The sequence below is a fragment of the Thermobifida sp. genome (genome assembly GCF_017577275.1).
GTDB classification, from domain to species: Bacteria; Actinomycetota; Actinomycetes; order Streptosporangiales; family Streptosporangiaceae; genus Thermobifida; species Thermobifida fusca.
Window position 1 is genome coordinate 261,272 of the sequence record NZ_PITY01000020.1, and the last position, 26,198, is coordinate 287,469.

General features: G+C 67.6%; 25 protein-coding genes and 1 riboswitch. All 25 genes read right to left on the reverse strand.

What is annotated here, in order from left to right:
* Positions 1 to 209: 209 nt before the first annotated feature.
* Positions 210 to 872, reverse strand: coding sequence for a hypothetical protein (locus CW348_RS06210; protein ID WP_107491179.1), 663 nt, complete (start codon positions 870 to 872; stop codon positions 210 to 212).
* A gap of 209 nt (positions 873 to 1,081) precedes the next feature.
* Positions 1,082 to 2,266, reverse strand: a complete 1,185-nt coding sequence (dprA, locus tag CW348_RS06215; protein WP_051122458.1) for a DNA-processing protein DprA — start codon at positions 2,264 to 2,266, stop codon at positions 1,082 to 1,084.
* On the reverse strand, positions 2,263 to 3,807 hold the full coding sequence (locus tag CW348_RS06220) for a YifB family Mg chelatase-like AAA ATPase (protein WP_011291117.1): 1,545 nt from the start codon (positions 3,805 to 3,807) through the stop codon (positions 2,263 to 2,265). Before CW348_RS06220 ends, dprA begins: the two co-directional genes overlap by 4 nt.
* A 2-nt stretch (positions 3,808 to 3,809) precedes the next feature.
* A complete protein-coding gene (locus tag CW348_RS06225; protein ID WP_011291116.1) occupies positions 3,810 to 4,184 on the reverse strand; it encodes a YraN family protein in 375 nt (124 codons plus the stop codon).
* A gap of 293 nt (positions 4,185 to 4,477) precedes the next feature.
* On the reverse strand, positions 4,478 to 4,801 hold the full coding sequence (locus CW348_RS06230) for a DUF2469 domain-containing protein (protein ID WP_011291115.1): 324 nt from the start codon (positions 4,799 to 4,801) through the stop codon (positions 4,478 to 4,480).
* A 145-nt stretch (positions 4,802 to 4,946) separates the two neighbouring features.
* Entirely contained in the window at positions 4,947 to 5,963 is a 1,017-nt protein-coding gene (gene lepB, locus CW348_RS06235; RefSeq protein ID WP_104612525.1) for a signal peptidase I, read from the reverse strand.
* 98 nt (positions 5,964 to 6,061) lie between these two features.
* Positions 6,062 to 6,406, reverse strand: coding sequence for a 50S ribosomal protein L19 (rplS, locus tag CW348_RS06240; protein WP_011291113.1), 345 nt, complete (start codon positions 6,404 to 6,406; stop codon positions 6,062 to 6,064).
* Between the two features lie 163 nt (positions 6,407 to 6,569).
* Complete coding sequence (trmD, locus tag CW348_RS06245; protein WP_011291112.1) at positions 6,570 to 7,358, reverse strand: tRNA (guanosine(37)-N1)-methyltransferase TrmD; 789 nt, start codon at positions 7,356 to 7,358, stop codon at positions 6,570 to 6,572.
* Between the two features lie 174 nt (positions 7,359 to 7,532).
* Positions 7,533 to 8,045: a ribosome maturation factor RimM gene (rimM, locus tag CW348_RS06250; RefSeq protein ID WP_104612524.1), complete on the reverse strand. Its 513-nt coding sequence runs from the start codon at positions 8,043 to 8,045 to the stop codon at positions 7,533 to 7,535.
* Between the two features lie 167 nt (positions 8,046 to 8,212).
* Positions 8,213 to 8,455 (reverse strand): RNA-binding protein, encoded by a 243-nt coding sequence (locus CW348_RS06255; RefSeq protein WP_011291110.1) that lies wholly within the window; start codon positions 8,453 to 8,455, stop codon positions 8,213 to 8,215.
* A 1-nt stretch (position 8,456) separates the two neighbouring features.
* Positions 8,457 to 8,897: a 30S ribosomal protein S16 gene (gene rpsP / locus CW348_RS06260; RefSeq protein WP_011291109.1), complete on the reverse strand. Its 441-nt coding sequence runs from the start codon at positions 8,895 to 8,897 to the stop codon at positions 8,457 to 8,459.
* Between the two features lie 247 nt (positions 8,898 to 9,144).
* Entirely contained in the window at positions 9,145 to 10,752 is a 1,608-nt protein-coding gene (gene ffh, locus CW348_RS06265; RefSeq protein WP_011291108.1) for a signal recognition particle protein, read from the reverse strand.
* A gap of 120 nt (positions 10,753 to 10,872) precedes the next feature.
* Entirely contained in the window at positions 10,873 to 11,919 is a 1,047-nt protein-coding gene (locus tag CW348_RS06270; RefSeq protein WP_016188283.1) for a hypothetical protein, read from the reverse strand.
* Positions 11,920 to 12,417: 498 nt separating this feature from the next.
* A complete protein-coding gene (locus CW348_RS06275) occupies positions 12,418 to 13,737 on the reverse strand; it encodes an ammonium transporter (RefSeq protein ID WP_011291106.1) in 1,320 nt (439 codons plus the stop codon).
* A 368-nt stretch (positions 13,738 to 14,105) separates the two neighbouring features.
* Positions 14,106 to 15,287 carry a signal recognition particle-docking protein FtsY gene (ftsY, locus tag CW348_RS06280; RefSeq protein WP_011291105.1) on the reverse strand — a complete coding sequence of 394 codons (1,182 nt, stop codon included), beginning with the start codon at positions 15,285 to 15,287 and terminating at the stop codon, positions 14,106 to 14,108.
* Between the two features lie 78 nt (positions 15,288 to 15,365).
* Positions 15,366 to 16,406, reverse strand: a complete 1,041-nt coding sequence (locus CW348_RS06285; protein ID WP_011291104.1) for an iron ABC transporter permease — start codon at positions 16,404 to 16,406, stop codon at positions 15,366 to 15,368.
* Positions 16,407 to 16,447: 41 nt separating this feature from the next.
* Positions 16,448 to 17,374, reverse strand: a complete 927-nt coding sequence (locus tag CW348_RS06290) for an ABC transporter substrate-binding protein (protein WP_104612523.1) — start codon at positions 17,372 to 17,374, stop codon at positions 16,448 to 16,450.
* 76 nt (positions 17,375 to 17,450) lie between these two features.
* A riboswitch (cobalamin riboswitch) is annotated at positions 17,451 to 17,591 on the reverse strand.
* A 142-nt stretch (positions 17,592 to 17,733) separates the two neighbouring features.
* On the reverse strand, positions 17,734 to 21,285 hold the full coding sequence (gene smc, locus CW348_RS06295; protein ID WP_104612522.1) for a chromosome segregation protein SMC: 3,552 nt from the start codon (positions 21,283 to 21,285) through the stop codon (positions 17,734 to 17,736).
* 519 nt (positions 21,286 to 21,804) lie between these two features.
* Positions 21,805 to 21,996, reverse strand: a complete 192-nt coding sequence (locus CW348_RS06300) for a hypothetical protein (protein WP_038043324.1) — start codon at positions 21,994 to 21,996, stop codon at positions 21,805 to 21,807.
* A 340-nt stretch (positions 21,997 to 22,336) separates the two neighbouring features.
* Complete coding sequence (locus CW348_RS06305) at positions 22,337 to 22,612, reverse strand: acylphosphatase (protein WP_011291100.1); 276 nt, start codon at positions 22,610 to 22,612, stop codon at positions 22,337 to 22,339.
* A gap of 46 nt (positions 22,613 to 22,658) precedes the next feature.
* Positions 22,659 to 23,549 (reverse strand): bifunctional DNA-formamidopyrimidine glycosylase/DNA-(apurinic or apyrimidinic site) lyase, encoded by an 891-nt coding sequence (mutM, locus tag CW348_RS06310; protein ID WP_011291099.1) that lies wholly within the window; start codon positions 23,547 to 23,549, stop codon positions 22,659 to 22,661.
* Between the two features lie 4 nt (positions 23,550 to 23,553).
* Positions 23,554 to 24,276, reverse strand: a complete 723-nt coding sequence (rnc, locus tag CW348_RS06315) for a ribonuclease III (RefSeq protein WP_011291098.1) — start codon at positions 24,274 to 24,276, stop codon at positions 23,554 to 23,556.
* 274 nt (positions 24,277 to 24,550) lie between these two features.
* Positions 24,551 to 24,727: a 50S ribosomal protein L32 gene (gene rpmF, locus CW348_RS06320; RefSeq protein WP_011291097.1), complete on the reverse strand. Its 177-nt coding sequence runs from the start codon at positions 24,725 to 24,727 to the stop codon at positions 24,551 to 24,553.
* 152 nt (positions 24,728 to 24,879) lie between these two features.
* The gene (locus CW348_RS06325; RefSeq protein ID WP_016188281.1) at positions 24,880 to 25,425 is read right to left on the reverse strand and encodes a DUF177 domain-containing protein; all 546 of its coding nucleotides are present in this window, start codon (positions 25,423 to 25,425) and stop codon (positions 24,880 to 24,882) included.
* Positions 25,426 to 25,640: 215 nt separating this feature from the next.
* Positions 25,641 to 26,135, reverse strand: coding sequence for a pantetheine-phosphate adenylyltransferase (coaD, locus tag CW348_RS06330; protein WP_011291095.1), 495 nt, complete (start codon positions 26,133 to 26,135; stop codon positions 25,641 to 25,643).
* Between the last annotated feature and the right edge of the window lie 63 nt (positions 26,136 to 26,198).

Consider the following 26,198-nt stretch of genomic DNA (forward strand, 5'->3'; position numbering starts at 1 on the left):
CGAGGACGGCGCCAACCGGGGATTCCGTCAGCAGGGCGCCTGTTCTTCGGTGGTGGAGTAAGCCTCGACCGTGGAGAGGGTGCGGCAGCAAAGCCGGAGAACCGCCCGTGGCTGCGCAGGCTGGGCCAGTGGAAAGCCAACGTGCGCGGCACAGCAGCCGCGGTCAGGCGAGGGAATTCTGCCGTGGGAAAGAACACCCGTCGCGTGCCCTATCCCCATCCCGGAATCTGATTGGCGAGGTAGCCGATCACCCCGCCGACCAGCGTCCAGAAAGCAGACACGCCGCGGTCAGCGAAAAGCCGCTCTATGAAGGGAGGGCGTTCCGATCTGGGCACATTGAGGATGACGTCCTCAAGCTTGTTCTTCTCCATGATGGCTATATCAGCCAGAGAGAAAAACGCAAAAATAGCGAGAACAACAGAAAACAGCACGGTCCACTGAGAAGAGCTTAGCTGCTCTTTAAGCAGAGGACTCAACAAGGCGAATACCACGAAGAGCAAGAAATAGAGGAAAATCCTCCACCCGCGCCGGACAACACGAGGAGCGCAGATCTCCTTGATCCTTGCCTGCGCCCCTCGAGCTGCCAGCCCAGGCTCGATGACCTCTATCTTTGCCCCTTGGCCCAGCTCGACTCTGACCATGGCCTCACCTGCAGCGGCCTCCATCACCACGCTCTCGAGCCGTTCGGGGAGCTGGTTGCCGAGTTCAGCGAATCCCCCGGGATCGCTGCACCGCACTTCTCCGTTGACGGTGATCTCCAAGTCACCGAATTCATCCAATGTCTTAGCGATAGCTTCCAGGTCATCCCGGTAGAGTCTGAGCGGCCCGAGACGTTCGGTCTCTTGGCGTTTTCTGATCTGCTTCCACGACATGACTGAAATTTTGCCATAGGGCAGAACAAAAGCTCCAGAGAATACCTGCATGCCAAGCGCATATCCTCACCTTTCCCGGCTTTTACTCACCCGGCTCCCCTCCCGCTGAGGAAATAACCCGAAGACAGGCCGCTGCGGAATGGCGGAACAACAGGAGAGCAGCACCAGGGGGAGAAAGGTACGCGGAGATTCCTGGCTGCCCCGGTGCGCTATCCGCGGGGCCGACGTGCACCGGGGATTCGTCGCCGCCACCCTGTGGGGGTACGTTCCACATGCCCCGCGGCGGCGAGCAGGCCGAGCTGCCGCAGCGCCGCGTCCGGGCCCAGCCCGCTGGCTGCCGCGATCCGCGCCACGCCCGCGCTGCCCCGCTCCGGCAACGCGCCCAGCACGCGTTGTGCAGTGTCGTCAAGCAGGTCGGCACTCACCTGGACTCCCCCGCTGCTGTCGCCCTCCGCTGCGCCCAGCGGACTGAGCTGTTCCATGACGTCGCGGGCACCGGTCACGCACACCGCCTGGTAGTCGCGGAGCAGGCGGTGGCATCCCGCTGACAGCGCCGAAGTGACCGGTCCGGGCACCGCCATCAGCGTGCGGCCCAGCTCCTGGGCGTGCGCGGCCGTGTTCATCGCCCCGCTGCGCTGCCCGGCCTCGACCACCACCGTTCCCGGGGTGAGCGCGGCAATCAGCCGGTTACGCACCAGGAAAGCGTGACGGGTCGGCGCAGTACCCGGGGGATACTCGCTCACCACCACCCCGTGGTTGACGACCTCCGCGAAAAGCTGCTCGTGCCCTTTCGGATAGGCCAGGTCCACCCCGCACGCTAAGACAGCCACCGTGGCCGCGTCCCCGCTCAGCGCGCCCCGGTGGGCTGCCCCGTCAATGCCGTACGCTCCGCCCGACACCACACACCAGCCGTGGTGGGCCAGTGTCGCAGCCATCTCCACCGCCACGTGGAGCCCGTAGGCGGACGCGGCCCGCGACCCTACGATGGACACCGAGCGCAGGCACGCGTTCCGCAAGTCGTGCGTACCGCGAACCCACAGCGCGTACGGGCGGCGTTCCGCGAGCAAGTCGAGCTGGCTCGGCCACTCGGGATCCCCCGGCACGACCAGGCGGATACCGAGCTCCCCGGCGCGGGTGAGCATCCCATCGACGTCGGTGTCACGGGCGCAGGCCTGCCACCGTTCCCATCGGCGGTAGGCCGTCGTGCTCACCGCCGTGCCGGGCAGCGGGAGCGGTGTTCCTGCACGCACCGCCTCCCATGCCTGTGCGGCAGAATACGTGCGCAGCAGCGCGTCAAGCACCGGATCCCCCGGTTCAGCGACTGCGCTCCACCCGGCCCGGGCTGCCGCCTCCCCCGCCGAGCATGCTGCTTGCGGCTGTTCCGCCGGGGTCACTGGGCGCTCCCCGTCCACAAGGCGAGCGCATACCCGACCTCTTCGGCAGTGGGCCGGTCTTTGTCTGCCAGGTCGGCGATCGTCCACGCCAGTTTGAGGACCCGGTCGGCGCCGCGGGCGCTCAACGTGCCCCGGTCCATGGCTTCGCCGAGCACGCGCAGCGCTTCCGGCTGCGGCGGGAAGCGGCGGCGCAGTTCCGTCCCTGGCACTACCGCGTTGCACGACCACGGGGTTCCCTGCAGGCGGGACGCTGCCCGCTCCCGGGCTTGGGCGACCCGCTCGGCAACCATGGCGGAAGACTCCACGAACGCCTGGTCGGCGAGCAGCTCGGCGCGGGACACCGGGTGCAGCTCCACTTTGAGATCGACCCGGTCCAGCAGCGGCCCCGACAGGCGGCCGAGATAGCGGCGACGGGCCGCCGACGGGCACACGCACCGGGGGCCCGACGTGCCGCACGGGCACGGATTCGCCGCCATGACCAGCAGAAAACGGGCGGGAAACCGGGCGGTGGCGGCGGCGCGCGCCACCGTCACCTCCCCGTTCTCCAACGGCTGGCGCAGGCAGTCCAACACTCCCCGGGCGAATTCGGGGGCCTCGTCCAAGAACAGCAGTCCACGATGGGCGAGGCTCACCGCGCCCGGCCGCAGCATGCTGCTGCCGCCGCCGATGATGGCGGCGCGGGTCGCCGTGTGGTGCGGGGCGCAGAACGGCGGCCGGGTGATCAGCGGCTTGTCCGGGGGCAGGCTGCCCGCTACCGAGTGGATCGCGGTGACTTCGAGCGCCTCCTCGCGTTCCAAACGGGGCATGATCGTGGGAATGCGTTCCGCGAGCAGGCTTTTGCCGCTGCCCGGCGGCCCCAGCAGGAAAAGGTTGTGTCCCCCGGCCGCGGCGATCTCCGCTGCTTTGCGGGCCACGGGCTGGCCTAGCACGTCGGCGAGGTCGGGGCGCGGCCCGGCCGTGCCCTCCCGGGACTCTGGTAGGGCACTGGCCTGCTCCTCGGTGTCGGCTGGCTCGGTGGCCTCGACGGGTTCGCCTCGGAGCCACTGGACGACTTCGGCGAGCGACCCCAGGGCGTGGACGTCGGCTTCACCTACTAGCCGGGCCTCCGCTGCGTTGGCCCGCGCCACCACGAACGTGCGGCAGCCGTGCACGGTCTCGGCCAGCACCATGGGGAGGATCCCGTGGATAGGGCGGGTCCGCCCGTCCAGGCTCAACTCCGCCAGGAACACGGTCTTTTGGACCTTTGCTGCGGGGACGACGCCGCTGGCCGCGAGGATCGCCACCGCGATGCTCAAATCGAAGCCGCTGCCGCGTTTCGGCAGGCTGGCGGGGGACAGGCTGACCGTGATGTGGGTTTCCGGCCAGTGCTCGCCGCTGTTGACGATCGCGGCCCTGATCCGGTCGCGGGCCTCCCGTAGCGCGGCATCCGGCAGGCCCACGAGTGTCAGCCCGGGTTTGCCGGTCCCAATGTGGGCTTCAACGTCGATGCCGTAGCCTTCCACCCCGAGCAGGGCTACAGAACGGGTGCGGGCGAGCGCCATCGCTACGCCACCCCCCGCTGGTGGCGGAGGAACCACTGGTTGCCGGGGAGTACGAGGATCCCCACCACGTCCACCCGGATCCGGGCGGAGCAGCCGTGGTCCCGCGCCCAGCGGTATCCCAGAGCGCGCAGCCGGGCGCGTTTCGTCTCGTCCACTGCTTCGAGCGGGGTACCGAAGCGTCTCCCCGCCCGGGTCTTCACTTCCACCACCACGAGAGTGCGGTCCTGGCGGGCGAGAATGTCGATCTCGCCGTCACGGCACCGCCAGTTGCGCTGGAGGACGCGCATCCCGTGCCGGGTCAGATAGCGCGCGGCAAGCTCCTCGCCGCGCTGGCCCAATGTACGGCGTTGGTCCGCCAACCGTGCTCGTGTGCGCACCCGCACCACCTCCCCCAGCTACGGTGGTGGACGAGCACGGGGCGTAGCGTGAGCTTTCTTCAGCTGTGGACAACCGTCACGTACCAGTGACCAGGCGGGGTAGGCGTGCCGTGCGCCGCACAGCCCCGCTGCAGGTCCTCACGGGGTGTCGCCGTTCCCGACCTGGTGAGGGGGTCTTCCCATCATCGGAGCAATTCCGAGGTGATGCGTCCTTGCTGCCTGCCCAGGAGGCCGCACGACGGCGGTCATGTCCACGGTTTCGCGGGAGAGGGGGGGCAACCGCGAACGCCAGCTCAGTCCCCGGGATGGTGCGGCGGGATCTCCAAGTCGGTCTTGGTGATCTCTTCGATGTTGACGTCCTTGAAGGTCACCACCCGGACGTTCTTGACGAACCTGGCCGGCCGATACATGTCCCAAACCCAGGCGTCCCGCATGGTGACCTCAAAGTACATTTCGCCGTTCTCGGCGGAACGCGGCTGCAGGTCCACGTGGTTGGTCAGGTAGAAGCGGCGCTCAGTCTCCACCACGTAGCTGAACAGTCCGACGACGTCCCGGTACTCGCGGTAGAGCTGGAGCTCCATCTCGGCTTCGTATTTTTCCAGGTCCTCAGAACTCATCACACAGCTCGCTTTCGTTGTGCCGTTCCGGTACGGTGACCCGACCCCCTTATCGGTCACGCCGCGGGACGCATATGCCTCATCACTGCGGTGAACGGAAATACACCCACAGCACCATAGTGAGGCACATGTCAACTACCCGCAGCTAGTTCTGGCAATGCCCGTCTGCTCCGCCGCTCCGCCACCTGCGGATCACACCCCGTCCCAGCAGGTGCACGGGGACTGCACCGGCGAGCCCCAGTGCCAAGGGGAGCGCTGCTGCAGCCTGGTCTGCGACTTTGCTGTTCTCGTTGAACTCAGCGAACGTGTCCGGCGACGAAAGCAGCCCGATGTTCTCCGGCGGCCAGACGATGACGAACGCGTGGCCGACCACCGACTCCTCGGGGATGCTGCCGCCCCCGTTGTCGCTCTGGTGCATACGGGAGTCGTAGGAGATGGCGCGGTGGTCGCCCATCACCCACAGGTGGCCTTCCGGAACCGTGACCGGGCCGAACTCCTGGTGCGTAGCGAGACTGTCCGGGTAGAGGTAGTCCTCGTCCAGCGGCACCCCGTTGACCATGAGCCGGTTCTGCTCATCGCAGCATTCCACGGTGTCGCCGGGCAGACCGATCACCCGTTTGATGTAGTCCTTGCCGGTGGGAGCGGCCCCCATCTGCTGGCCGACCCAGGTGAAGAACCGCGAAATCGGGTTGCCGCCTGAAGGAACGACAACGTCGCTGCCCTCGTCCCAGCTTCCACCGCCGTTGAAGACAATGACGTCGCCGCGCTCGATGTCGCGGAACTGGTAGACCAGCTTGTTCACCAGCACCCGGTCGCCCACCATGAGCGTCTCTTCCATCGACCGGGACGGGATGTGGAAGGGCTGGACTACCCACCTTTGGATGACGAACGCCAACACTAGGGCGATCACGATCAAGATGGGGAGTTCCTTCCAGAAGGATCCCTGGTTCTCTTCGCCCTTCTTTTTCGCGTTCATGGTGTCATCCGAATTCTTTGCGGTGTCGTCGCGCCCTGCGGCTGCCCTTTCGGAAAGCACGTCGGCTCCCCCGTGCGCAGGCACGGGGGAGCCCGGGGTGTCGACCGGATCACCTGCAGCGGGACGGCCGACAGCGTCGTTTGTGTCGTCGTTCCTGGCTGGGCCAGACCGTTCGTCGTTGCTCATCGAATCTGAAGCCTAGCCGAGCGCAACGACTTCCGCCGCTAGCGATGCCGTGACTCGCGGGCACCACCCCGCCGCTGTCGCGGCACCGCACGGACCGACTAGCGGCGCTCGCGGATCCGGGCGGCCTTACCGCGCAGGTTGCGCAGGTAGTAGAGCTTGGCACGGCGGACCCGGCCGCGGGAGACAACCTCGATCTTCTCAATCACCGGGCTGTGCACCGGGAACGTCCGCTCCACGCCCACGGCGTAGCTGATCTTGCGGACGGTAAAGGTCTCGCGGATCCCCGACCCCTGCCGCCGGATCACCACACCCTTGAAGACCTGGATCCGAGTCCGGTTGCCCTCAGTGACCCGAACGTGGACGTTCAGCGTGTCGCCCGGACGGAAGTCGGGCACGTCGGAGCGCAACTGGGCTTTCTCAAGCTCCTGAATGGCGGTGTGCATCTCAGCGGTTCCTCATCGACAGCGCGCCGCGCCGACGGGTTGCGCTCGCGCGGGCGGATTGCTGGGTGGAAATGTCGCCCCTGCTACCCGAGCCCGATCCCTGTGAGGAAACCCTAGGGCTCACGGAACGCCGACACAGATCGGCTGTCAGGGACAACCCTTCCTAGTCTGCCACAGGTTCCGAGGTCTCCTGTAACCCCACCTCTGCAAGGACCTCGCGGTCCCGCTTGTCAAGGCTCTCCGGGTCCAGGCGCCTGATCAGGTCGGGACGGTTGCGGGCGGTCTTGCGCAGGGCCTCGTCGCGCCGCCAGCGGTCGATCGCCGCGTGGTGCCCGGACAGCAATATCGGCGGCACCTCGTGGCCGCGCCAGACCGGAGGCTTAGTGTAGACCGGTCCCTCTACCAGATTGTCCATCGTCCCCGGCGCGAACGAGTCCTGCGTGATGGACTCCACATTGCCGAGGACGCCGGGCAGCAGCCGAGAGATCGCCTCCACGATCACCAGCGTCGCGACCTCGCCCCCGTTGAGCACATAGTCGCCGATGCTGAGCTCCTCGACCGGCATGCGCTGGGCCGCATCCACCGCCACCCGCGCGTCAATACCCTCGTAGCGCCCGCACGCGAAAATCAGCCAAGGCTCCTTCGCCAACCGGACCGCGTCCTGCTGGGTGAAAGGCAGTCCGCTCGGCGTCGGCAGGATCAGCCGGGGAGTCCCCGCGTCCGCGTCAGCGGTGATCTCATCCAGCGCCTCCCCCCACGGCTCCGGTTTCATCACCATGCCGGGCCCGCCCCCGTACGGGGTGTCGTCCACGGTGTGGTGCCGGTCGTAGGTCCACCGCCGCAGGTCGTGGAGGCGCACGTCGATCAGCCCGGAACGGCGTGCCTTGCCGATCAGGGACAGGTCGAGCGGGGTGAAGTAGTCGGGGAAGATCGTGATGATATCGATGCGCATAGGCTCAGGGCGGCCTTTCCGGCTCCCGGGCCGATCCGGTAGCGCGCTGCGGCAGCACACGCGGACCAGGCCCGCATCCTAATCTCTCTCGCCCCCGGCCGGGCTCTGCGTCCCGACACTGCTCCCCGGGCAGCAGACAGCAACGCTCCCCGGCGGAAGGCCCGCAGGGCACGGTCAGCGACCGAGTTCCAGCAGGCCGGGGGGCGGGTCGATGACGACACGGCCTGCCGCGGTGTCGACGTCGGGGACCAGCTCGCGGACGAACGGCACGAGGACCTCCGAGCCTTTCTCCCCGCTGACCACCAGCATGTCCTGGGCGTGGTGCAGGACGTCCACGACTTCTCCGACCGCTTCGCCGTCGACCGTCTCCACCCGCAAGCCGATGAGCTCGTGGTCGTGGAACTCGTCGGGGTCGTCCAACGGGGGCAGCTCGGCAGAGTCCACGACTAGGAAGACGCCGCGCAACTGTTCAGCCGTGGTGCGGTCGGGAACTTCCTCGAAACGCACCAGCAGCCGGTCCTTGTGCCACCGCTGCGCGGTGATCGTCAACGGTCCGACGTCAGCGGGGTCGGTCTCCAGTGCCTTGCCCACCACGAAGCGTTCCTCGGGTGAGTCGGTCCGCACCTCAACGGTCACTTCGCCTTTGACCCCGTGCGGGCGGCCGATTCGTCCAACGACGAGACGCACTCTCTTGTCTCCCGGGCAACGTGTGGTTGCGCGTCACAGCCGATGCCGCAGAACACGCCAGTGGAGGAACAGACGGCAAAGCGAGCGCGCGGACAGAGCAGTCCCCTGTCCTCGCGCTCGCATCACAAGTATGGGGACGCCGCTCGTTCCGGCGTCGTGGGCGCGAGTCAGTGCACCTCGTTCAGGTCGAGCAGGTCGACCCGGACGTACCGGTTGCCTGCCAGAGAACCAATAACGGTCCGCAGCGACTTGGCGGTACGGCCGTTGCGACCAATGACCTTCCCGAGATCGTCAGGGTGGACCCGGACTTCGAGTACCTTGCCCTTACGAATCCTGCGGGACCGCACGTGAACGTCGTCGGGATTCTCTACGATCCCCTTGACGAGGTGCTCAAGCGCCTCTTCCAGCACGTCAGGCCTCGCCCTCGGACTTCTCCGCGGTCTTCTCGGCCGACTTCTCCTCGGCCTTCTTGGACTTTCCGCCCTTGTTCTCGCTGCCCGGCAGGACGAGCTCCTTCAGGACAGCCTGGAAGGCGGCCTCCTGAGCCTCCTTGTCCTTGGGCTCGGCGACCTTGAGCGGCTTGGTCGGTGCGGGCAGCCCTTTGAACTTCTGCCAGTCACCGGTGAGCTTGAGGATGTGCCGCACCGGGTCGGTGGGCTGAGCCCCCACGGACAACCAGTACTGCACCCGCTCGGAGTTCACCTCGATGAGGCTCGGCTCCTCTTTCGGGTGGTACTTGCCGATCTCCTCGATCGCCTTCCCGTCACGCTTGGCACGCGCGTCGGCCACGACGATCCGGTACTGGGGCGTACGGACCTTCCCCATACGCTTGAGCTTGATCTTGACAGCCACTGGTGTGGTCTCTCCCGGTTAAGCGGAAACACCCTGGCCGACACACCGCGTGGGGCTGCGGTGCCGCGTCGGGTGGGACGTGGGCGTGAGGAGTGAGATAGAGGGCTGACTCCGCACGCCGTTAGTCACCACCCAATTGTGCCAGATAATCGGACGCGGGTTGTGCAGGCTCCCAAACCGTGGCGCGGCCGTTTCCGCGGCCCGGAGCGGCACAACGCTGCCACTCCGGCAGCCAGGGTGTTCGGTCCTACTTTTTCTTCTTCGGCGGTTTGAGAGCGGACAGGTCCGGAAGCCCGCCCCCGAACGCGGGAGGCAACTGGGGCATTCCGGCGCCCAGCCCCGGCGGCAGGGTGGGGGGAGCGGGCTCCTCGGCCCGCTTCCGTTCGCGCTGTGCGGCGCGCTCGGCCTCCTGCTGCCGGGCTTTCAGCGGGTTGCCGCTGCGCTGCTTGTTCTTCTTGCCCTTCTTCCCCGCTGCCTTGGCCGCCTTCTTCCGGCCGGGCCCCATGCCGGGCATGCCGGGGAAGCCGGGCATCCCGGGCATGCCGGGGAGCCCGCCCTGCTTGAGCTGGCGGAGCATCTTCTGCGCTTCGAAGAAGCGCGTGACCAGGCCGCTGACGTCGCTGACCTGGGTTCCCGAACCCTTGGCGATCCGCAGGCGGCGGGAGCCGTTGATGATCTTGGGGTTGGCTCGCTCTTCCGGGGTCATCGACCGGATGATGGCCGCCACCCGGTCCAGCTCGCGCTCGTCGATGTTCTCGATCTGCTCCCGCATCTGCCCCATCCCCGGCATCATCTGCAGCAGTTTGCCGATGGGGCCGAGCTTGCGGATCATCATCATCTGCTCGAGGAAGTCTTCCAGAGTGAAGTCCTCGTCCGAGGCCAGCGTGCTGGCCATCTTCGCGACTTCCTCTTCCTCGAACGTCCGCTGCGCCTGCTCGATCAGGGTGAGCACGTCACCCATGTCGAGGATGCGCGACGCCATGCGGTCGGGGTGGAAAAGGTCGAAGTCCTCGAGCTTCTCCCCCGTGGACGCGAACATGATCGGCCGACCGGTGAGGTGCCGGATCGACAGCGCGGCACCGCCCCGCGCGTCGCCGTCCAACTTGGTCAGCGCGACCGCGTCGTAGCCGACACCTTCCAGGAACGCCTGCGCCGTCGTCACCGCGTCCTGACCGATCATCGCGTCGACGACGAAGAGGATCTCGTCCGGGGAGACCGCGTCGCGGATGTCGGCGGCCTGCTGCATCATCTCCTCGTCGATGCCCAGGCGGCCCGCGGTGTCGATGATGACGACGTTGTAGTTGTTGCGCCGCGCATAGTCGATCGACGAACGGGCCACCTCGACCGGGTCGCCCACGCCGTTGCCCGGTTCAGGCGCGTACACCGCGACATTCGCCCGCTCCCCCAGCACCTGGAGCTGGGTGACCGCGTTGGGGCGCTGCAAGTCGGCTGCGACCAGCAGCGGAGTGTTGCGCTGGTCGGCCAGCCACTTGGCGAGCTTGCCGGCCAAGGTCGTCTTACCGGCACCTTGCAGACCCGCCAGCATGATGACCGTCGGCGGGGTCTTCGCGAACCGGATCGTCCGCGTCTCCCCGCCGAGGACCTCGATGAGCTCCTCGTGGACGATCTTGATGACCTGCTGGGCCGGGTTCAGCGCCTTGGAAACCTCCGCACCGCGGGCCCGCTCCTTGACCCGTGCGATGAACTCGCGCACGACGGGCAGCGCGACGTCGGCCTCCAGCAAGGCGACACGGATCTCGCGTGCGGTGGTGTTGATGTCCTCCTCAGAGAGACGGCCTTTGCCGCGCAGCGAGGAGAAGACCGTGGTCAGGCGGTCGGAAAGCGTCTCGAACACGGGTGAGCTCTGTCCTTCGTCTCTCGGGTTAGACCCTCAGGGTACCCGCCGGGGGGCGAGGGCCGCGCCGGCTGTGGTGACGGTGTGAGAAGCCCTTGCAGTGGCGCCAGCCGTGCCGGGTCAGGCTTCCTCCCCCTCGTCCGCGTCCTCCCCGGCGTCACCGGACAGGGTGGCCTCCCGCTGCTCCTTGAGCGCGGCGACCAGCTCCTCGCGGGCATCCCCAGAGAGTGCACGGGTGGACAGTTTGGCTTTGAACTCGATCTGGTAGGTGACCGGGTCCGGGCTCGGCGCCAACGCGTAGTCGATCGAGCACGAGAGTTCGAGCGTGCCGCCGGCCTTCAGGCTGCCGGTCGTGTTGCACGTCTTCTCTCCCAGCTCGTCGTTGGTGAAGGAGCCGTCCATGCGCACCAGGATGGAGCCCTCGGTTGCCCCGCTGATCTCCTTGACCTTGCCGATCATGGTGCACGCGCCGCCGGTCTGGCAGTCACCACCGAGCTCCTCTTCTGCCCAGGCTACCTCCAAACGGGCATCCCGCGCAGATCCCAGCTCCTCTTCGGCGTAGGCGACGAGATCGTCGTAGAGCTGTTCCACGGTGGCGGTGTCCACCTCGGCGAAGCTCGCGTCGATCCGGCTGGCCACCCCTTCCCCGTCTGCCGGGGCGAGCTCCTCGATCTGCATGCGGACCAGCGTGTGCGGGGCTTCCGAGGTGATCCACGCCGTGCCGCCCGCCAAGTCGACGCGGTAGACGACAACCCCGTCCAGCTTCTCCTCGACGGCTTCGGCGTTGTCGCTGGGGGCCTGGGCGCGCAGGCTCTCGGCGAGCTTCGGCGGTGCCAGCACGCCTCCCGGGTCGAGCCCGAACTGTTCTTGGGTGACCCGCACCCAGTGGTCGGGGTAGGCGTCCCCGTCCGGGTTGAACACGTCGTGGGTCAGCCAGTAGTCGGAGTCGGCTTTGAGGAAGAGCTTGCCGTCGGCTTCGAAGTAGTCGGCTTCACTGCCCGAACGGGCCTGGAAAGTGCCGAGTGCCGCCCCGGTGTTGGTGACCGTCACCGAAGTGCTCACCACGTCACTGGTGTCGTCGGGGTCGGAGAACTGTCCCTGGATCTGGATCGCGGCGGCTTCTTCTAACGCGGCCACCGCCTCTTCGAAGAGCGGCCCCGCGCTCACCGGAGTCGGGGAGGGCGACGGCTCCGGCCCTTCTCCTGGTCCCATGCCGAGCAACCCACATCCGGTGGTGCTGAGTGCGAACACCGCGACCCCCGCGACGGGGATTGTCGTTCTCACTGATCGCCAAGGCATGCGAATCGCCCGCGCCATAGTGCCTCCTGGCCTTCACTGAAGGGGGATGGGGGTGTACTCGAAGTTTTTGGACGTACCGGGGTCTGCTCTGGTTCTGCGGGAACCGAGAAACCCGGAGGATCGCGATCGTGCCGTGTGCCTCCCGTCCACCACGCGCGGGGACTAAGTTCCGACCGGCACGGCGTCGAGTCGGGTTCTGAGCCTATCCAACCTCACCAGGGTTCTCGCAGCGGTTGGACGACCCCCGGTCGCGTCCCGGCCGAAGAATTATGGTCGCAGACGACAGCGAGGCCGGTGAGGGTTTTCCTCACCGGCCTGCCGTCCCCATCGCCTACGGCTTAGGCTGCGTCCTCTCCGTTGGGGACGCTAGACCCGCACCTGCGCTGAGGGCTTCTCCTCGCCCGGAGGCAGCGACGAGGAGAGTTCCACGGTGTCGAGTTCGTCGAAGGCGTAGGCGGACTGAGCGTGAAGCTCGGTGTCCAGCCCGTTGGTCTCCACGTGCTCCGGCAGGCGGAAGCCCATCGCCATGTCGATGGCCTTGGCGATGAGCCACGTGACCGCGAAAGAGTAGAGGGTCGTGGCCGCCACGGCGATGAACTGCACGAGGAGGAACATCGGGCTGCCGCCGAAGAGGATGCCGTCGGGTGCGCCCTCCCCCACGGTGGCGGAGGCGAACACGCCCAGCGCCAGCGAACCGATGATGCCGCCGACCATGTGGATGCCCACCACGTCGAGGGCGTCGTCGTACTTGAACTTGAACTTCCAGCTGATCGCGTAGGCGCAGACCGCTCCGGCGACCAGGCCCAGCACCACTGCCCAGACAGGAGTGAGGTTGGCGGCGGCCGGGGTGATCGCGACCAGCCCGGCGACGGCCCCCGAGGCGAATCCGAGCGCGGTCACCTTGCCGTAGCGGACGCGTTCCACCAGCATCCACGCGGCGGTCGCTGCGGCGGTGCACACCTGGGTGTTGACCAGGGCCAGGCTGGCGGTCTCGTTGGCGCCGTAGGCGGATCCGGCGTTGAATCCGAACCAGCCAAACCACAGCAGTGCCGCGCCGAGCAGAACGAACGGCAGGTTGTGCGGGCGCATGGACTCGGAGCCGAACCCTTTGCGGCGGCCGAGGACGAAGGTGAGGGCGAGCGCGGCAGCACCCGCGTTGATGTGCACCGCGGTCCCGCCAGCGAAGTCGACGACGCTGGCACCGAACCAGTCAGCCAACTGGTCGAACCAGCCGCCGCCCCACACCCAGCGGGCCACAGGGAAGTACACGAACAGGGACCAGAGCGGGACGAAGAGGAGCCAGGCGCCGAACTTGGCGCGGTCGGCGATGGCACCGCTGATCAGGGCGACGGTGATGATGGCGAACATCATCTGGAAGCCGACGTCGACCAGGAGCGGGTAGCCGCCCTCCTCGTCGACAGCGTTGACGAAACCGCTGGAGCCGAAGTCACCGAGACCGCCGATGAGGTGGGTGAGCGGGCCGTAGCCCGGGCTGTAGGTCAGCGAGTAGCCGACCAGCACCCACAGGACGCTCACGATGGCGATGCTGGTGAAGCTCATCAGCATCATGTTGAGGACGCTCTTGGCCCGCGCCATGCCCCCGTAGAAGAAGGCGAGGCCGGGGGTCATGAGCATGACGAGTGCGGCGCTCATTAACAGCCAGGCAGTGGTACCGGTATCGAGCACGTTGCCTCCATGATGGTGCGCGCGGGGATGGTTGGGGTCCAGGGCTTGGGTTTTCGCTCGGGTGTGCCCTCAAGCGCGTTCCGCCCTTGCCCTGAAAGCTTCCGCCGGGCGTGTTACACGGTGTGCTGCGGACTGTTGCGCGCACGTGAAGACCTGAAGCGGTGCGTTACAGGCGTGTGAAACGTGCTGGACCCTGCCGGGCTTCCGCCGGCTGCGGCCAGTGTGGGGTGGGGACGGGCGGGAGCGGGACGGGATAAAGAAAAAGACCGTGCGGGATGCGGCTCCCACCGGTCTGCTGTCTGCTGGCTGCCCGCGGTGTGCCCGTGGGGCTGTTCGGCGCGGCGCGGGTCGCCCCGCGCCGCGGTGGTTCAGGAGGTCTCCAAGATGGCGTCGACGAAGGTTTCCGGGTCGAACGGCGCCAGGTCGTCGGGGCCTTCACCGAGCCCGACGAGTTTGACCGGCACCCCGAGCTCCCGCTGCACTTGGATGATGATGCCGCCCTTGGCCGTGCCGTCCATTTTGGTCAGCACGATGCCGGTGACGTTGACGACCTCGGCGAACACGCGCGCCTGCCGCAGGCCGTTCTGCCCAGTGGTGGCGTCCAGCACCAGCAGGACCTCGTCGACCTGGGCTTTCTTCTCCACGACGCGTTTGACTTTGCCCAGCTCGTCCATGAGGCCGGTCTTGGTGTGCAACCGTCCCGCGGTGTCGATGATGACGGTGTCGGCCCCCTGCTCGATGCCTTGAGAGACCGCGTCGAAGGCCACGCTGGCCGGGTCCGCGCCTTCGTGTTTGCGCACCACGGTTGCGCCGACGCGCTCTCCCCAGGTCTGCAACTGGTCTGCGGCGGCTGCCCGGAACGTGTCCGCAGCGCCCAGGACGACGCTGCCGCCGTCGCCGATCACGACCCGAGCCAGTTTGCCCGCGGTGGTGGTCTTACCGACCCCGTTCACGCCCACCACCATGATCACGGCGGGACGCTCCCCCGGCCCTTTGGTGCGGACGGTACGGTCCAGCTTCGGGTTGATGTGGGCGAGCAGTTCTTCTCGCAGCAGGGCACGGACTTCGTCGACACTGCGGGTGCCGAGCACACGCACCCGGGTGCGCAGCCCTTCGGTGATCTGCGTGGCCGAGGTGACACCGACGTCGGCGGTGATGAGGGTGTCCTCGATCTCCTCCCAGGTGTCCTCGTCCAGTTTGTCGCTGGCCAGCAGGTTCAGCAGGCCGCGGCCGAAGACGTTCTGCGACTTGGCGAGACGGGCGCGCAGCCGCACCATCCGCCCGGCCGAGGGCGGCGGGAGTTCGATCTCCGGTGCCGGGGGAGGTGCCGGCACCGGAGGGGCTTCGGGTTCGGCGACCGCGGTGGCCCCCTCGGTCTCTTCCGGTTCGAGCACCGCGGTGGCCCCCGCACCCGAACGGCCTTCCGGCTGGTCGAGTTCGGGTTTCTGCTCCGCTTTCCCCACCCGGCGGCGCGGAACGATCAGCAGCGCGCCCCCGACCGCCACCAGTGCCACGATGGCGATCGCGATGACAACAATCGTGTAGTCCATAGCGCCTTCAGTCTTCCAGACCGCGGGTCATGTGCCGGTATCCCCTCGTCGTGGCGTCTTCGCGGTGCTGCGGGGCAGCTACCTGGCCCGCGACCGGGTGGCGCGCAGGACGAGCACGAAGAAGGGGGCGCCGACGAACGCGGTCACCACGCCGAGGGGAAGCTCGGCCGGGGCGAGCAGGGTGCGGGCCGCGATGTCCGCGACGACGAGGAAGGCTCCGCCGAACAGCAGCGACACTGGGAGGATGCGCCGGTAGCCGGGGCCGGCCAGGCGGCGCACGATGTGCGGGACGACGAGGCCCACGAAGCCGATCAGGCCGCTGACCGCGACGGCTGAGGCGGTGGCCAGGGACGCCGCGAAGATCACGACAATCCGGACGAGGCCGGGCCGCACTCCCAGGCTGACGGCTTTCTCGTCGCCGAGGGCGAGCAGGTCGAGGAGGAATCCGCTGCCGAGCAGGACCGCTATGGCCACGGCCGCATACGGCACGACCAGCCCCAGGCCTTCCCAGCCGCTGTATCCCAGACCGCCGAGCATCCAGGCGTAGACGCGCCGCAGCTCGTCGATCCGCGCCTGCTGGATGAACGTCTGGGTGGCGGTGAGGAAGGACGACACTGCGACCCCGGCGAGCAGCAGGGATGCCGTGCCGCCGCCCCCTGCCGTGCGTCCCAGCAGGTAGGCGGACATCACCCCGACCAGGGCCCCGAGGAACGCGGCGACCGGGATGAGCTGCGGCCCGCTCGGCAGGAATCCGCCGCCCACGATGACCAGGGTCGCGCCTAGCCCGGCCCCGCTGGCCGCGCCCAGCAGGTAGGGGTCGGCCAGCGGGTTACGGAACACTCCCTGATAGGCGGCGCCGGCGCTGGCCAGCAGCCCGCCCACCAGGGCACCGAGGACGACCCGGGGCACCCGCAGTTGGTCGAGCACGGCCCGCTGCCGGTCGTTGAGCGTGGACTCCACGTCGAGGAACGGGATGCGGCTCAGGAACTCCCGGACGATCTCGGCCGGGGTGAGGGAGGCCGCGCCCGCGCTGATCCCCAGGACCATCGCGCTGCACAGGGCGACCAGCCCCACCCCGAGCCAGAGCGGGCCGAGTAGGTCCCGGCGTCCGACGCCCATCCGAAGCCCTGCCTGGGGGCCAGCTCGGAAGGGCTCACTGATCATTCGCTGCGCGCCGTTTCGATGGCCTCAGCCACTTCCTCGACGAAGTCGGCGACCCGCGGCCCCCACCGGGAGGAGATGTCGGCGTCCACTTCGACCACGTTCTTCTGCTGCACCGCGGTCACCGTGGCGAACGCGGGACGGCCCAGGACGTCGTCCACGCCGCCCGGGTAGGAGACGAAGATGAGGTCGGGGTCTTGTTCGACGATGAACTCCGCGGACAGTTGCGGGTAGCCGCCCGCGGGGTCTTCTGCTTCGTCGGCGATGTTGACCAGGCCGAACAGGTCGTAGATCTGCCCGATGAAGGTGTCGGAGGTCACCGAGTACAGTTGGGCGTCGATCTCGTGGTAGTAGCTCAGCCCGGCTGCGCCGTCGTCGACGACCTCCGCGACGATGGCGTCCATGCGTTCCCGCAGTTCTTCGGCTGCGGCGATGCCTTCGTCGGCGTTGCCGGTGGCTTCGCCCAGCAGTTCCATCTGGGCGAAGGTGTCTTCCAGTTTCTCGGCGGCGGGCAGCAGCAGGACCGGGATGTGGAGCTTCTCCAACTGTTCGGTGATGTCGCTGCTGTCGCCGGAGAGCACCACCAAATCGGGTTCGTAGTCGGCGATCGCCTCCACGTTGGGGGTGAACCCGGACAGGTCGGTGGTGGGGGCTTCCGGCGGGTAGTTGGAGTATTCGTCGACGGCGACGACCTGGTCGCCGGCGCCCACCTCGAACAGGATCTCGGTCAGGGACGGGGACAGCGAGATGATGCGGGTGGGCTTTTCTTCGATGGTGACGTCACCGCGCGCGTCGGCGACGGTCACGGGGAACTCTCCTGTGCTGGACGACTGGTCCGCGGCGGGTTCTTCAGCGGGGGAGCCGCAGGCGGCGAGGGCAAGCAGGAGAGGAAGCGACAGCGCGGTGAAGCGACGTGCAACACGCACTTGGGGCTCCTTAGGCACACGTCAGGGGAATAGAGCCCGCAGCAATGACGGACCGCTCTTCCCACGAGAACAGTGAACGTCGGCGACCACGCAAGGCGACCTGGCTCCACTCCGTTCCCGCCGGGGCGGGAGCGGAGTGTCACAGTTGCGGGGACAGCGCCGGTTTCAGACCGGACTTCGCTTACGTGGTGCCATCGCCTCGTACCTGTGCGTTTCCGCCGTAGTACGACGCGACCAGGCCATCTTAGGCCGCCGCTGATCTTGTCCGCCAGGAAGGGTGGACCAAAAGGGCAAAAAGGGCTTTCCCCTGGAGTCTGCCGTGGTCTCCTCGCTGTCGCCCCGAAGCAATGCAGGCCAGGTCAGCTCGCTTTCCGCTCCAGCTTCTGGCTGATCACCTGGGAGATCCCGTCGCCCTGCATCGTCACGCCGTACAGGGCGTCAGCGATCTCCATGGTGCGCTTCTGGTGGGTGATGACGATGAGCTGGGACGTGGCCCGCAGCTCTTCGAAGACCACGAGCAGCCGCTGCAGGTTGATGTCGTCCAGCGCGGCCTCCACCTCGTCCATCACGTAGAACGGGGACGGCCGGGCTTTGAAGATCGCGACGAGGAAAGCGACCGCGGTCAGTGACCGCTCCCCACCGGAGAGCAGGGAGAGGCGCTTCACCTTCTTCCCGGGCGGGCGGGCCTCCACTTCGACCCCGGTGGTGAGCATGTCGTCGGGGTCGGTGAGGACGAGCCGCCCCTCCCCTCCGGGGAAGAGGCGCGCGAAGACGCGGGAGAACTCCCGTGCCACGTCGGCGTAGGCGGCGGAGAAGATCTCCTGAACCCGGTCGTCGACCTCTTTGACCACGGTCATCAGGTCGCGGCGGGTCTTCTTCAAGTCCTCCAACTGGGCGTTGAGGAAGTTGTGCCGCTCCTCCAGGGCAGCGAACTCTTCCAACGCCAGCGGGTTGATCTTGCCGAGCTGGTTGAGCTGGCGTTCCGCGGTCTTCGCGCGCTTCTCCTGCACTGCGCGCACATACGGCACCGGGACAGCCTCGTCCTCCGGGGTGCCGGGGGGCGGGGGCACGGGCACGTGCGGGCCGTACTCGGCCACGAGCGTCTCCACTTCCATGCCCCACTCTTCACGGGCGCGCGTCTCCAACTGTTCCAGCCGCAGGCGGCGCTCGGCGCGGGCCATCTCCCCGCTGTGCACGGCGGAGCGCAGCTTCTCCAGTTCCGTGGAAAGTTCCCGGATCCGCACCCGAACCGTTTTGAGTTCGGCTTCCCGGGCGTCGCGCTGCTCCTCGGCGAGCCGACGCTCCCCGTCGGCTTCGGCGAGGGAGACGGTGATCCGTGCCAGCGCCTGGGAGGCGCCTTCCGCGACCGCCTGGGCGACCTTGGCTTGGGCGGCGCGGCGCTGTCGGCGACGGGCCGCCTCCTCCCGGGCCCGGCGTTCCGCGGCTGCGGCCCGCAGGAGCCCTTCTGCCCGCCCAGTGATCGCGCGGACCCGCTCTTCAGCGGTGCGCACGGCCAGGCGCGCCTCCATTTCCACGGACCGCAGCCGAGCGGCTTCCGCGGCCCACTGGTCACGGCGGGCCGTGTCCGGCTCGCTTTCGTCCACGGGTTCGCTCTCCGCCTGGGCGACCCGTTCCTCGAGTTCCGCAAGGGCTGCCCGGGTGGCTTCGCGTTCACGGACGGCCTTCTCCACGGCAGCGGTGTACCGTTCGGCTTCCTGGGTGGCTGAGCGGACTTGAGCGCCGAGACGGCCCACGCGCTGCGCAATCTCGCTGCGGCGCCGGTCCACCTCCCGGCGGCGGGCGGTGATCGCGTCCACGGCTGCCGCCGCCCGCTCCCGTTCGAGCTGGGCGTCACCGAGGTCCTCGGTGATCCGCTTGCAGACCTCCTCGGCCGCGGCCAACTGGCTGGCTGTTTCGTCGATGGCAGCGCGCACTTCCAGTTGACTGGGCCCGGTGGCGGCGCCGCCGTGCACAAACGCGGAAGTGAACACGTCCCCTTCCGGGGTGACAGCGCGCAGGGCGGGACGTTCCGCGATGACACGGGCAGCCGTCGCCATGTCGGGGACCAGCACGGTATCGGCGAGCAGCGCAGTGACGGCGGAGCGGAGCCGCGGGGGGACGGTGACGGAGTCCACCGCGTAGCGGGCGCCCGCGGGCGGGTCGGGCCACTGCTCCCGCGGCTGGACCTCAGCGCTGTCGGCGACCACGATCCCGGCTCGGCCGGCGTCACGCTGTTTGAGGAGGTCCAGGGCGCTGCGGGCGGCGTCGTGCGTGCCGACGACCACTGCGTCCGCGGCCGCGCCCAACGCCGCGGCGATCGCGCTCTCGTCGCCCGCGGCCACGTCGATGAGGGAGGTGAGGGCGCCGATCAGGCCGAGCGCGTCCCCGTCCGCGGTGAGGAGGGCGGCAGCACCGTCCCGGCGCTCCAGCCCCATCTGCAGGGCGTCCCGCCGGGCCTCCAAGGCGGCACGTTCCCGCTCCGCGTTCCGTTCTGCGTCGCGCAGCTCAGCCAGGCGGGCCTCCGCGGCGGCGAGCTCTTCGCGGGCCTGCTCGTAGGCTTCGTCGAGTTCGCTGTCCCCGAGGTCCAGGCTTTCCGCGTCGGCGCGGGCGTCCGCGAACTCCTCTTGGGCTTGGGCGGCGCGTTCCCGGGCTTCCGCGGCAGCCTGGGTGAGGCGTTCAATCTCAGCGTCCTGCGCTTCCAGGGTGCGGCGCAGCGCTGCGGCGCGTTCGTGGAGCCGGGCCAGGCCTTCCCGGCGGTCGGCGGCGGCACGCACGGCCGCGGCCACCCGCTGCTCTTCGTCGCGCAGCGCCGCCTCGGCTTCGGCCCGCTCCACGACGACCTCTTCCAGCCGGAGGCGCGCCTCTTCCAGTTGGGCGCGGAGCTCTTCCTCCTCGGCGCGGATCTCCGCGGCTTCCGCTTCCAGCTCTTCCGGGTCGCGGCCGCGGTGCTCTTCCCTGCTGGCGGCGCTGAGGTTGCGGTGGCGTTCCGTGGCGAGGCTGGCGACCGCGCTGAGCCGCTCTTTGAGCCGCTGCAGGGCGTGGTAGGCCTCTTGGGCGCGGGCGAGCAGCGGAGCGGCTTCGGCTGCGGCCTGCTCCAACTGGTTTTCGCGCTCCTGGGCTTGGGTGAGCTCTGCTTCGACAGCGGCGCGGCGGGCGCGGACCTCGGCCTCGTCGGCTTCCTCCTTGGCGAGGGCTTCCCGCAGGGTGACGATGTCGTCGGCGAGCAGCCGGAGCCGGGCGTCCCGCAGTTCCGCTTGGATGACCGTGGCGCGGCGGGCCAGTTCCGCTTGGCGGCCGAGCGGTTTGAGCTGGCGGCGCAGCTCCGCGACCAGGTCACTCACCCGGTCGAGGTTGCTCTGCATCGCGGAGAGTTTCCGCAGCGCTTTCTCTTTGCGTTTGCGGTGTTTGAGGATGCCCGCGGCTTCTTCAATGAGCGCACGGCGCTCCTCCGGTCCGGCGTGCAGCACCGTGTCGAGCTGCCCTTGGCCGACGATGACGTGCATCTCCCGGCCGATACCGGAGTCGCTGAGCAGTTCTTGGATGTCGAGGAGGCGGCAGGGGTCGCCGTTGATGGCGTACTCTGAGCCGCCGTTGCGGAACATGGTCCGCTTGATGGTGACTTCGGAGTAGTCGATGGGCAGCGCACCGTCGGTGTTGTCGATAGTGAGGCTGACTTCGGCGCGGCCGAGCGGAGGGCGGGACGACGTTCCCGCGAAGATCACGTCCTCCATCTTGCCGCCGCGCAGCGTCTTCGCGCCCTGTTCCCCCATGACCCACGCCAGGGCGTCAACCACATTGGACTTTCCCGACCCGTTAGGTCCGACCACACAGGTGATCCCGGGTTCGAAGCGGAGTGTGGTGGCCGACGCGAAGGATTTGAATCCGCGCAAGGTGAGGGTCTTCAAGTACACGGTTGCGCGTTCACCTCCGCGGTCTCCCGACTTTGTCGCTGTCAAGCGTGCCATGCCTTGGCGAGTGCATGGCACGCTTTCGGGACGCTGTGGCCTTGCCTTTCATGGGGCAGGGCGCGGTATGCGACAGGATGTCGGTCGACCCACGACAGCGGAGAACCCTGCGTGGCGGAAGGTCTGTTCTGGCCCCTATAACGCGGCGCGGTGCGGGGCGTCAGAACCGGGTCGGAAGACGAAGAGGCGACCGGAAACGGCCTCTTCTCCCGCTGCGACACACCGGGATGGCCGCCACTGGGATCATACGGAGCGCTGCCCGGACCTGGTGTGTTGGCAACGTCGGGAGGAATATGATCTTTCAGGATTACGGAAAAGGATTTCCGGGTAAAACCTGGTTAATTCCAAGGGAAAGAAAGATCTTCACAGTGCTCTGCGGTTTCCCGCGTTTTCGAGGGCGCCAGGAGATTTGAGGTGCAGGCGCCCTTCGTCGACTGGGATCCGCGCAGCGCTGGTGGGGTTGGATCAGGCCAGAGCCGGCTCGCGATCGGAGGTGGAGACGGTGAGATCCGTGATCGTCTCGGAAAGCCGGTCGTTTTGGGCCTGGAGCCTCATGACCTCGTTTTCGAGGTCGCGTACGCGCTTCTGCAAACGCCGCAGTTCCTGGACCATACGAGGGTCCGGACCTCCGACGTGACCAAACAGAGCTTTTGCCATGATTACGGGTCCTCCACACTGAGTGACCAACGGGAATCGCACACGGAAATGACGCCACGGCCAGGTAGGAGAAATGCCTGAGTCAGCCTGGCGTGAAGGTGGATAAGCGCATTATGTACCTTCCAGCGTCTCACCGTGCGCGCCGTCGGTCAAGAATTGGACGAAAAAGCCGGCGACAACTGTGTCTGTACACCGTTATTGGGCATGCGAGGTCACGCGATTCGTCGGTGATCCCCCGGGTGGGTGGTGCTCTATCCCCGGGGCGGGGTGAGAGCCCTCTCAGCAGTCCCGTGTCGCGTTCCGGGTTCTCACACGAATCGCGTCCCCATATCCAGGATACTCACCGCTCCTCGAATCCGGTGAAAGAACCCCTATGGTTTGTCCAACGCTCAACGACGGAATCCACACGCCCCGGTGTCTGGCCGCTGCGCAGCAACTCGAGGAGCCGTTCACAGGCCGTGCGATCCCCTTCCGCGACCACTTCCACTCTGCCGTCATCCAGATTGGTCGCGGCTCCGGTAAGTCCGAGCTCCAATGCGCGTGCTCGCGTCCACCACCGGAAACCTACGCCCTGGACGTGCCCGCGCACCCATGCGGTCAGACGAACCTTCTCCATGACTCCCCTGGTGACTCTCGGTGCGCTTACCCGGGAAAACAAGCGCTCACGCTCGCGCGTGCCGCGGTCTCGGCTGGCACCGCGGACAACTGTACGACGAGCGGTTCATGAACGTCTCCCGTTGGATCGGCGTGCCGCAGCGTGCACACGGCTGGTCGTTCCGGCCGTAGGCGTTGAGACTGCGCGCAAAATAGCCGCTCTCCCCGTTGACGTTCACATAAAGGCTGTCGAACGAGGTCCCGCCCTGGGCCAGGGCCGCGACCATCACCTCGCGGACCGCGGCCAGCAGCGTGGCGACCTGGGAGCGCGACAGGGCCTCGGTAGGGGTCGCCCAGTGCAGTTGGGACATCCACAGCGCTTCATCGGCGTAGATGTTGCCGATCCCGCTGATGAGGGACTGGTCGAGGAGGGCGCGTTTCAGCTCAGTGCGTTTGCGGCACAGCGCCGCGGCGAACGCGTCCTCGTCGAAAGCAGGGTCCAGGGGGTCGCGCGCAATGTGGGAGATCACCGAAGGCAGCCCGGTACCGGTGCCGTCATCCACCAGCCGGTCCACGAGCAGGTGGCCGAACGTGCGCTGGTCGACGAAACGCAGCTCTTGCGGGGCCTCCGGGTCGTGGCCTTGACGCGCCGTCAGGGGCAGGCGGACCCGCAGATGCCGTTCGGCTGCGGCATGGCGCGGCTGGACCAGCAATTGGCCGCTCATCCCCAGGTGGGCGAGGAGCGCCTCCCCGGAGTCCAAGGTCAACCAGAGGTACTTGCCGCGGCGGCGCGCCTCCGTGACCCCGCACCCGCTGACGCGCGCGGCGAAATCCGCCGCACCCGGCGCGTGGCGCCGGACCGCACGCGGATGCAGGACCTCGACCTCGCCGAACGACGCGCCGACCACCCACTTTTCCAGGCCGCGCCGCACCACCTCGACTTCAGGCAGCTCCGGCATGCCCTCAGCTCTCCTGCTTGGCTTTCTCGGTGGCGGCGCGGATCGCCTTCCACGCGGATTCCGCGGCCTGCTGCTCTGCTTCCTTCTTGCTGCGGCCCTCTCCCGAGCCGTAGGTCTGCCCGGCGACCCGCACCGTGGCGCGGAACGTCTTCTGGTGGTCCGGGCCGCTCTCTTCCACCACGTATTCGGGAACACCGAGCAGTTCAGCCGCGGTGAGCTCCTGCAGGGACGTCTTCCAGTCCAGTCCCGCGCCCAAGCCGGAAGCCCGGGCGATCAGCGGGTCGAACAGCCGGTGGACCAGCTCAGACGCCTCGTCCAGTCCGCGGTCCAGGTAGACGGCCCCGATCAAGGCTTCCAACGTGTCGGCGAGGATCGACGACTTGTCGCGGCCGCCCGTGGCCTCCTCGCCGCGTCCCAGTCGCACATAGCGGCCGATCCCCAGTTCGCGGGCCACATCGGCCAGCGCCCGCATGTTGACCACCGCGGCGCGCAGCTTGGCCAGTTGCCCTTCGGACAGGTCCGGGTGGGTGCGGTAGAGGGTGTCGGTGACCACGAGGCCGAGCACTGAGTCGCCCAGGAACTCCAACCGCTCGTTGGTGGGAAGACCGCCGTTCTCGTAGGCGTAGGAGCGGTGGGTGAGGGCGCGGGTGAGAATGTCGGGAGCGATCTCGACCCCGACAGTCTCCTGGAACTCACGGACTTCGGCAGGGGAAAGCTGCGTTCCCATCGACCTTCACATCCTTACGGATCATGCGGAGCTCCCGCCTGAGGCAGGAACCGCCGCAGGATGAACTGACCGTTGGCACCGGCTGCAGGACCGGGAGACTCCGATCCGGTCGAGAACGCTCGAAGACGAGGTGGACGTCGTGGGGCGCGCACGGCAACCACCACGGCTTCGGGGATTCCCGAACCATGTCGGAAAAAGACAGCACGCACCGGCAGCGCGTTGGCGGAGGTACGGAACGGCGGGCCCGACCATCTGCGGACCCGCCTTCGTGCTGTCACGCCGGGTTGATGACCTGGCGGTTGCTGTAGGTACCGCACGTAGGGCAGGCGACGTGCGGGAGCTTCGGGTCACGGCAGCGCGGGCAACTGGTCAGCAGCGGGCGCGCTGCCTTCCACTGAGAACGGCGGACACGCGTGTTGCTCCGCGACATCTTCCGCTTCGGGACGGCCACTTCAATCCTCCTGGGTCATGGCCCGCTTTCGCGGGGGTGCGTGTGCTCCTCGATGACCTGCCCGCCCGCGGCGCAGGAGAGGTCCCGGTACGAAGAGCACGGAGTTACCGGGCTTCGCCGGCCAACCCGCCCGGCGCCCGTCGGTGGCACGCTCAGCTCCCTCCGGACTCCTCGCGCAGTTGACGCAACGCCTCCCACCGGGGGTCGAAACTCTCGCCGTGGCTGTGCTCCGGGCCAACGTCAGCTAGTTTGACGCCGCACTCCACGCACAGGCCAGGGCAGTCGTCCCGACACAGCGGCGACTGCGGCAGTGCAAGCACTACCGCATCGCGGATCACCGGTTCGAGGTCGAGCAGATCGTCCTCAAGATAGTAGTCCTCATCCTCATCGCCGACGTCCACCTCGTCTACGAGAGGGTGGTCGTCGTCGAGCGGATAGCGGAACAGCTCCTGGAAGTCGACCTCCAGCTCCCTGGACAGCGGATCCAGGCAGCGCGCGCACTCGGCGGCGTACCGGGTCCGCGCCTCACCCGTCACGAGCACGCCCTCCATGACAGCTTCGAGCCGCAGATCCAGCTCGATGTCGCTGCCCGCGGGCACCTCGGCCATGCCGACAGCCATCGGCGGAGGCGCGGGGACGACACGGGTTTCCTTCCGCATCGAACCGGGCTGCCTGCCGAGCGGTCGGGTGTCGACCACAAGCGGAGATTCGGAGTCTAGACGAGACAGAGTGATCGCGCTTTCGGTTGAGACGGGTCCCACACGCGGTGGGAACAGGGACTAACCGGACCGGCAGCCGGAGACCGGCGCCGGATGGCTGTCCCGAGGGCACACTTTGCCCCGGAACCAGCCAGTCACCGATTCTACCTGCGGGGTCCTTCCGTCCCAAACCGCGGAACCTGAGGACTCTAGCCCTAGCCGTTCTTCTTGGCCAGCTCGGCGTACTTGGCGCGCAGGCGCTCCTCCACATAGGGCGGGACCAGCGCGCTCACGTCCCCGTTGTACTGGGCGATCTCCCGCACCAGGCTGGAGCTGAGGAACGAATACTTGGGATTCGCGGTCAAAAACAGCGTGTCGATCCCCGAGAGCTGGTAGTTCATTTGGGCGATCTGCAGCTCGTAGTCGAAGTCGCTGACCGAGCGGAGGCTCCGCACGATCGCGGAGACGTCGTGGGCCCGGCAGAAGTCGACGAGCAGCCCGTCGAACTTGGCGACGGTGACGTTGTCGAACTCCTTGGTCGCTTCCCGGAGCATCTCGAGCTTCTCGTCCGCCGTGAAAAGCCCACGTTTATTGACGTTCACCAGCACCGCGACAATGACTTCTTCGTTCTGTTTCGCCGCTCGGCGGATGATGTCGATATGGCCATTGGTGACGGGATCGAAAGATCCAGGGCAGACGACACGGCGCACGGGACCGCTCCTCTCTGACTGGTTTGCGGATCAGCGAGCCGGTATCACAGGATTCTGCCCACC

Coding starts and splice junctions, on each gene's coding strand:
- CW348_RS06210 (WP_107491179.1), bottom strand. CDS start 872: ATGTCGTGGAAGCAGATCAGAAAACGCCAAGAGACCGAACGTCTCGGG.
- CW348_RS06220 (WP_011291117.1), bottom strand. CDS start 3,807: ATGGCGCTCGCCCGCACCCGTTCTGTAGCCCTGCTCGGGGTGGAAGGC.
- CW348_RS06230 (WP_011291115.1), bottom strand. CDS start 4,801: ATGAGTTCTGAGGACCTGGAAAAATACGAAGCCGAGATGGAGCTCCAG.
- lepB (WP_104612525.1), bottom strand. CDS start 5,963: ATGAGCAACGACGAACGGTCTGGCCCAGCCAGGAACGACGACACAAAC.
- rplS (WP_011291113.1), bottom strand. CDS start 6,406: ATGCACACCGCCATTCAGGAGCTTGAGAAAGCCCAGTTGCGCTCCGAC.
- trmD (WP_011291112.1), bottom strand. CDS start 7,358: ATGCGCATCGATATCATCACGATCTTCCCCGACTACTTCACCCCGCTC.
- ftsY (WP_011291105.1), bottom strand. CDS start 15,287: ATGGACTACACGATTGTTGTCATCGCGATCGCCATCGTGGCACTGGTG.
- CW348_RS06285 (WP_011291104.1), bottom strand. CDS start 16,406: ATGGGCGTCGGACGCCGGGACCTACTCGGCCCGCTCTGGCTCGGGGTG.
- CW348_RS06300 (WP_038043324.1), bottom strand. CDS start 21,996: ATGGCAAAAGCTCTGTTTGGTCACGTCGGAGGTCCGGACCCTCGTATG.
- CW348_RS06305 (WP_011291100.1), bottom strand. CDS start 22,612: ATGGAGAAGGTTCGTCTGACCGCATGGGTGCGCGGGCACGTCCAGGGC.
- mutM (WP_011291099.1), bottom strand. CDS start 23,549: ATGCCGGAGCTGCCTGAAGTCGAGGTGGTGCGGCGCGGCCTGGAAAAG.
- rnc (WP_011291098.1), bottom strand. CDS start 24,276: ATGGGAACGCAGCTTTCCCCTGCCGAAGTCCGTGAGTTCCAGGAGACT.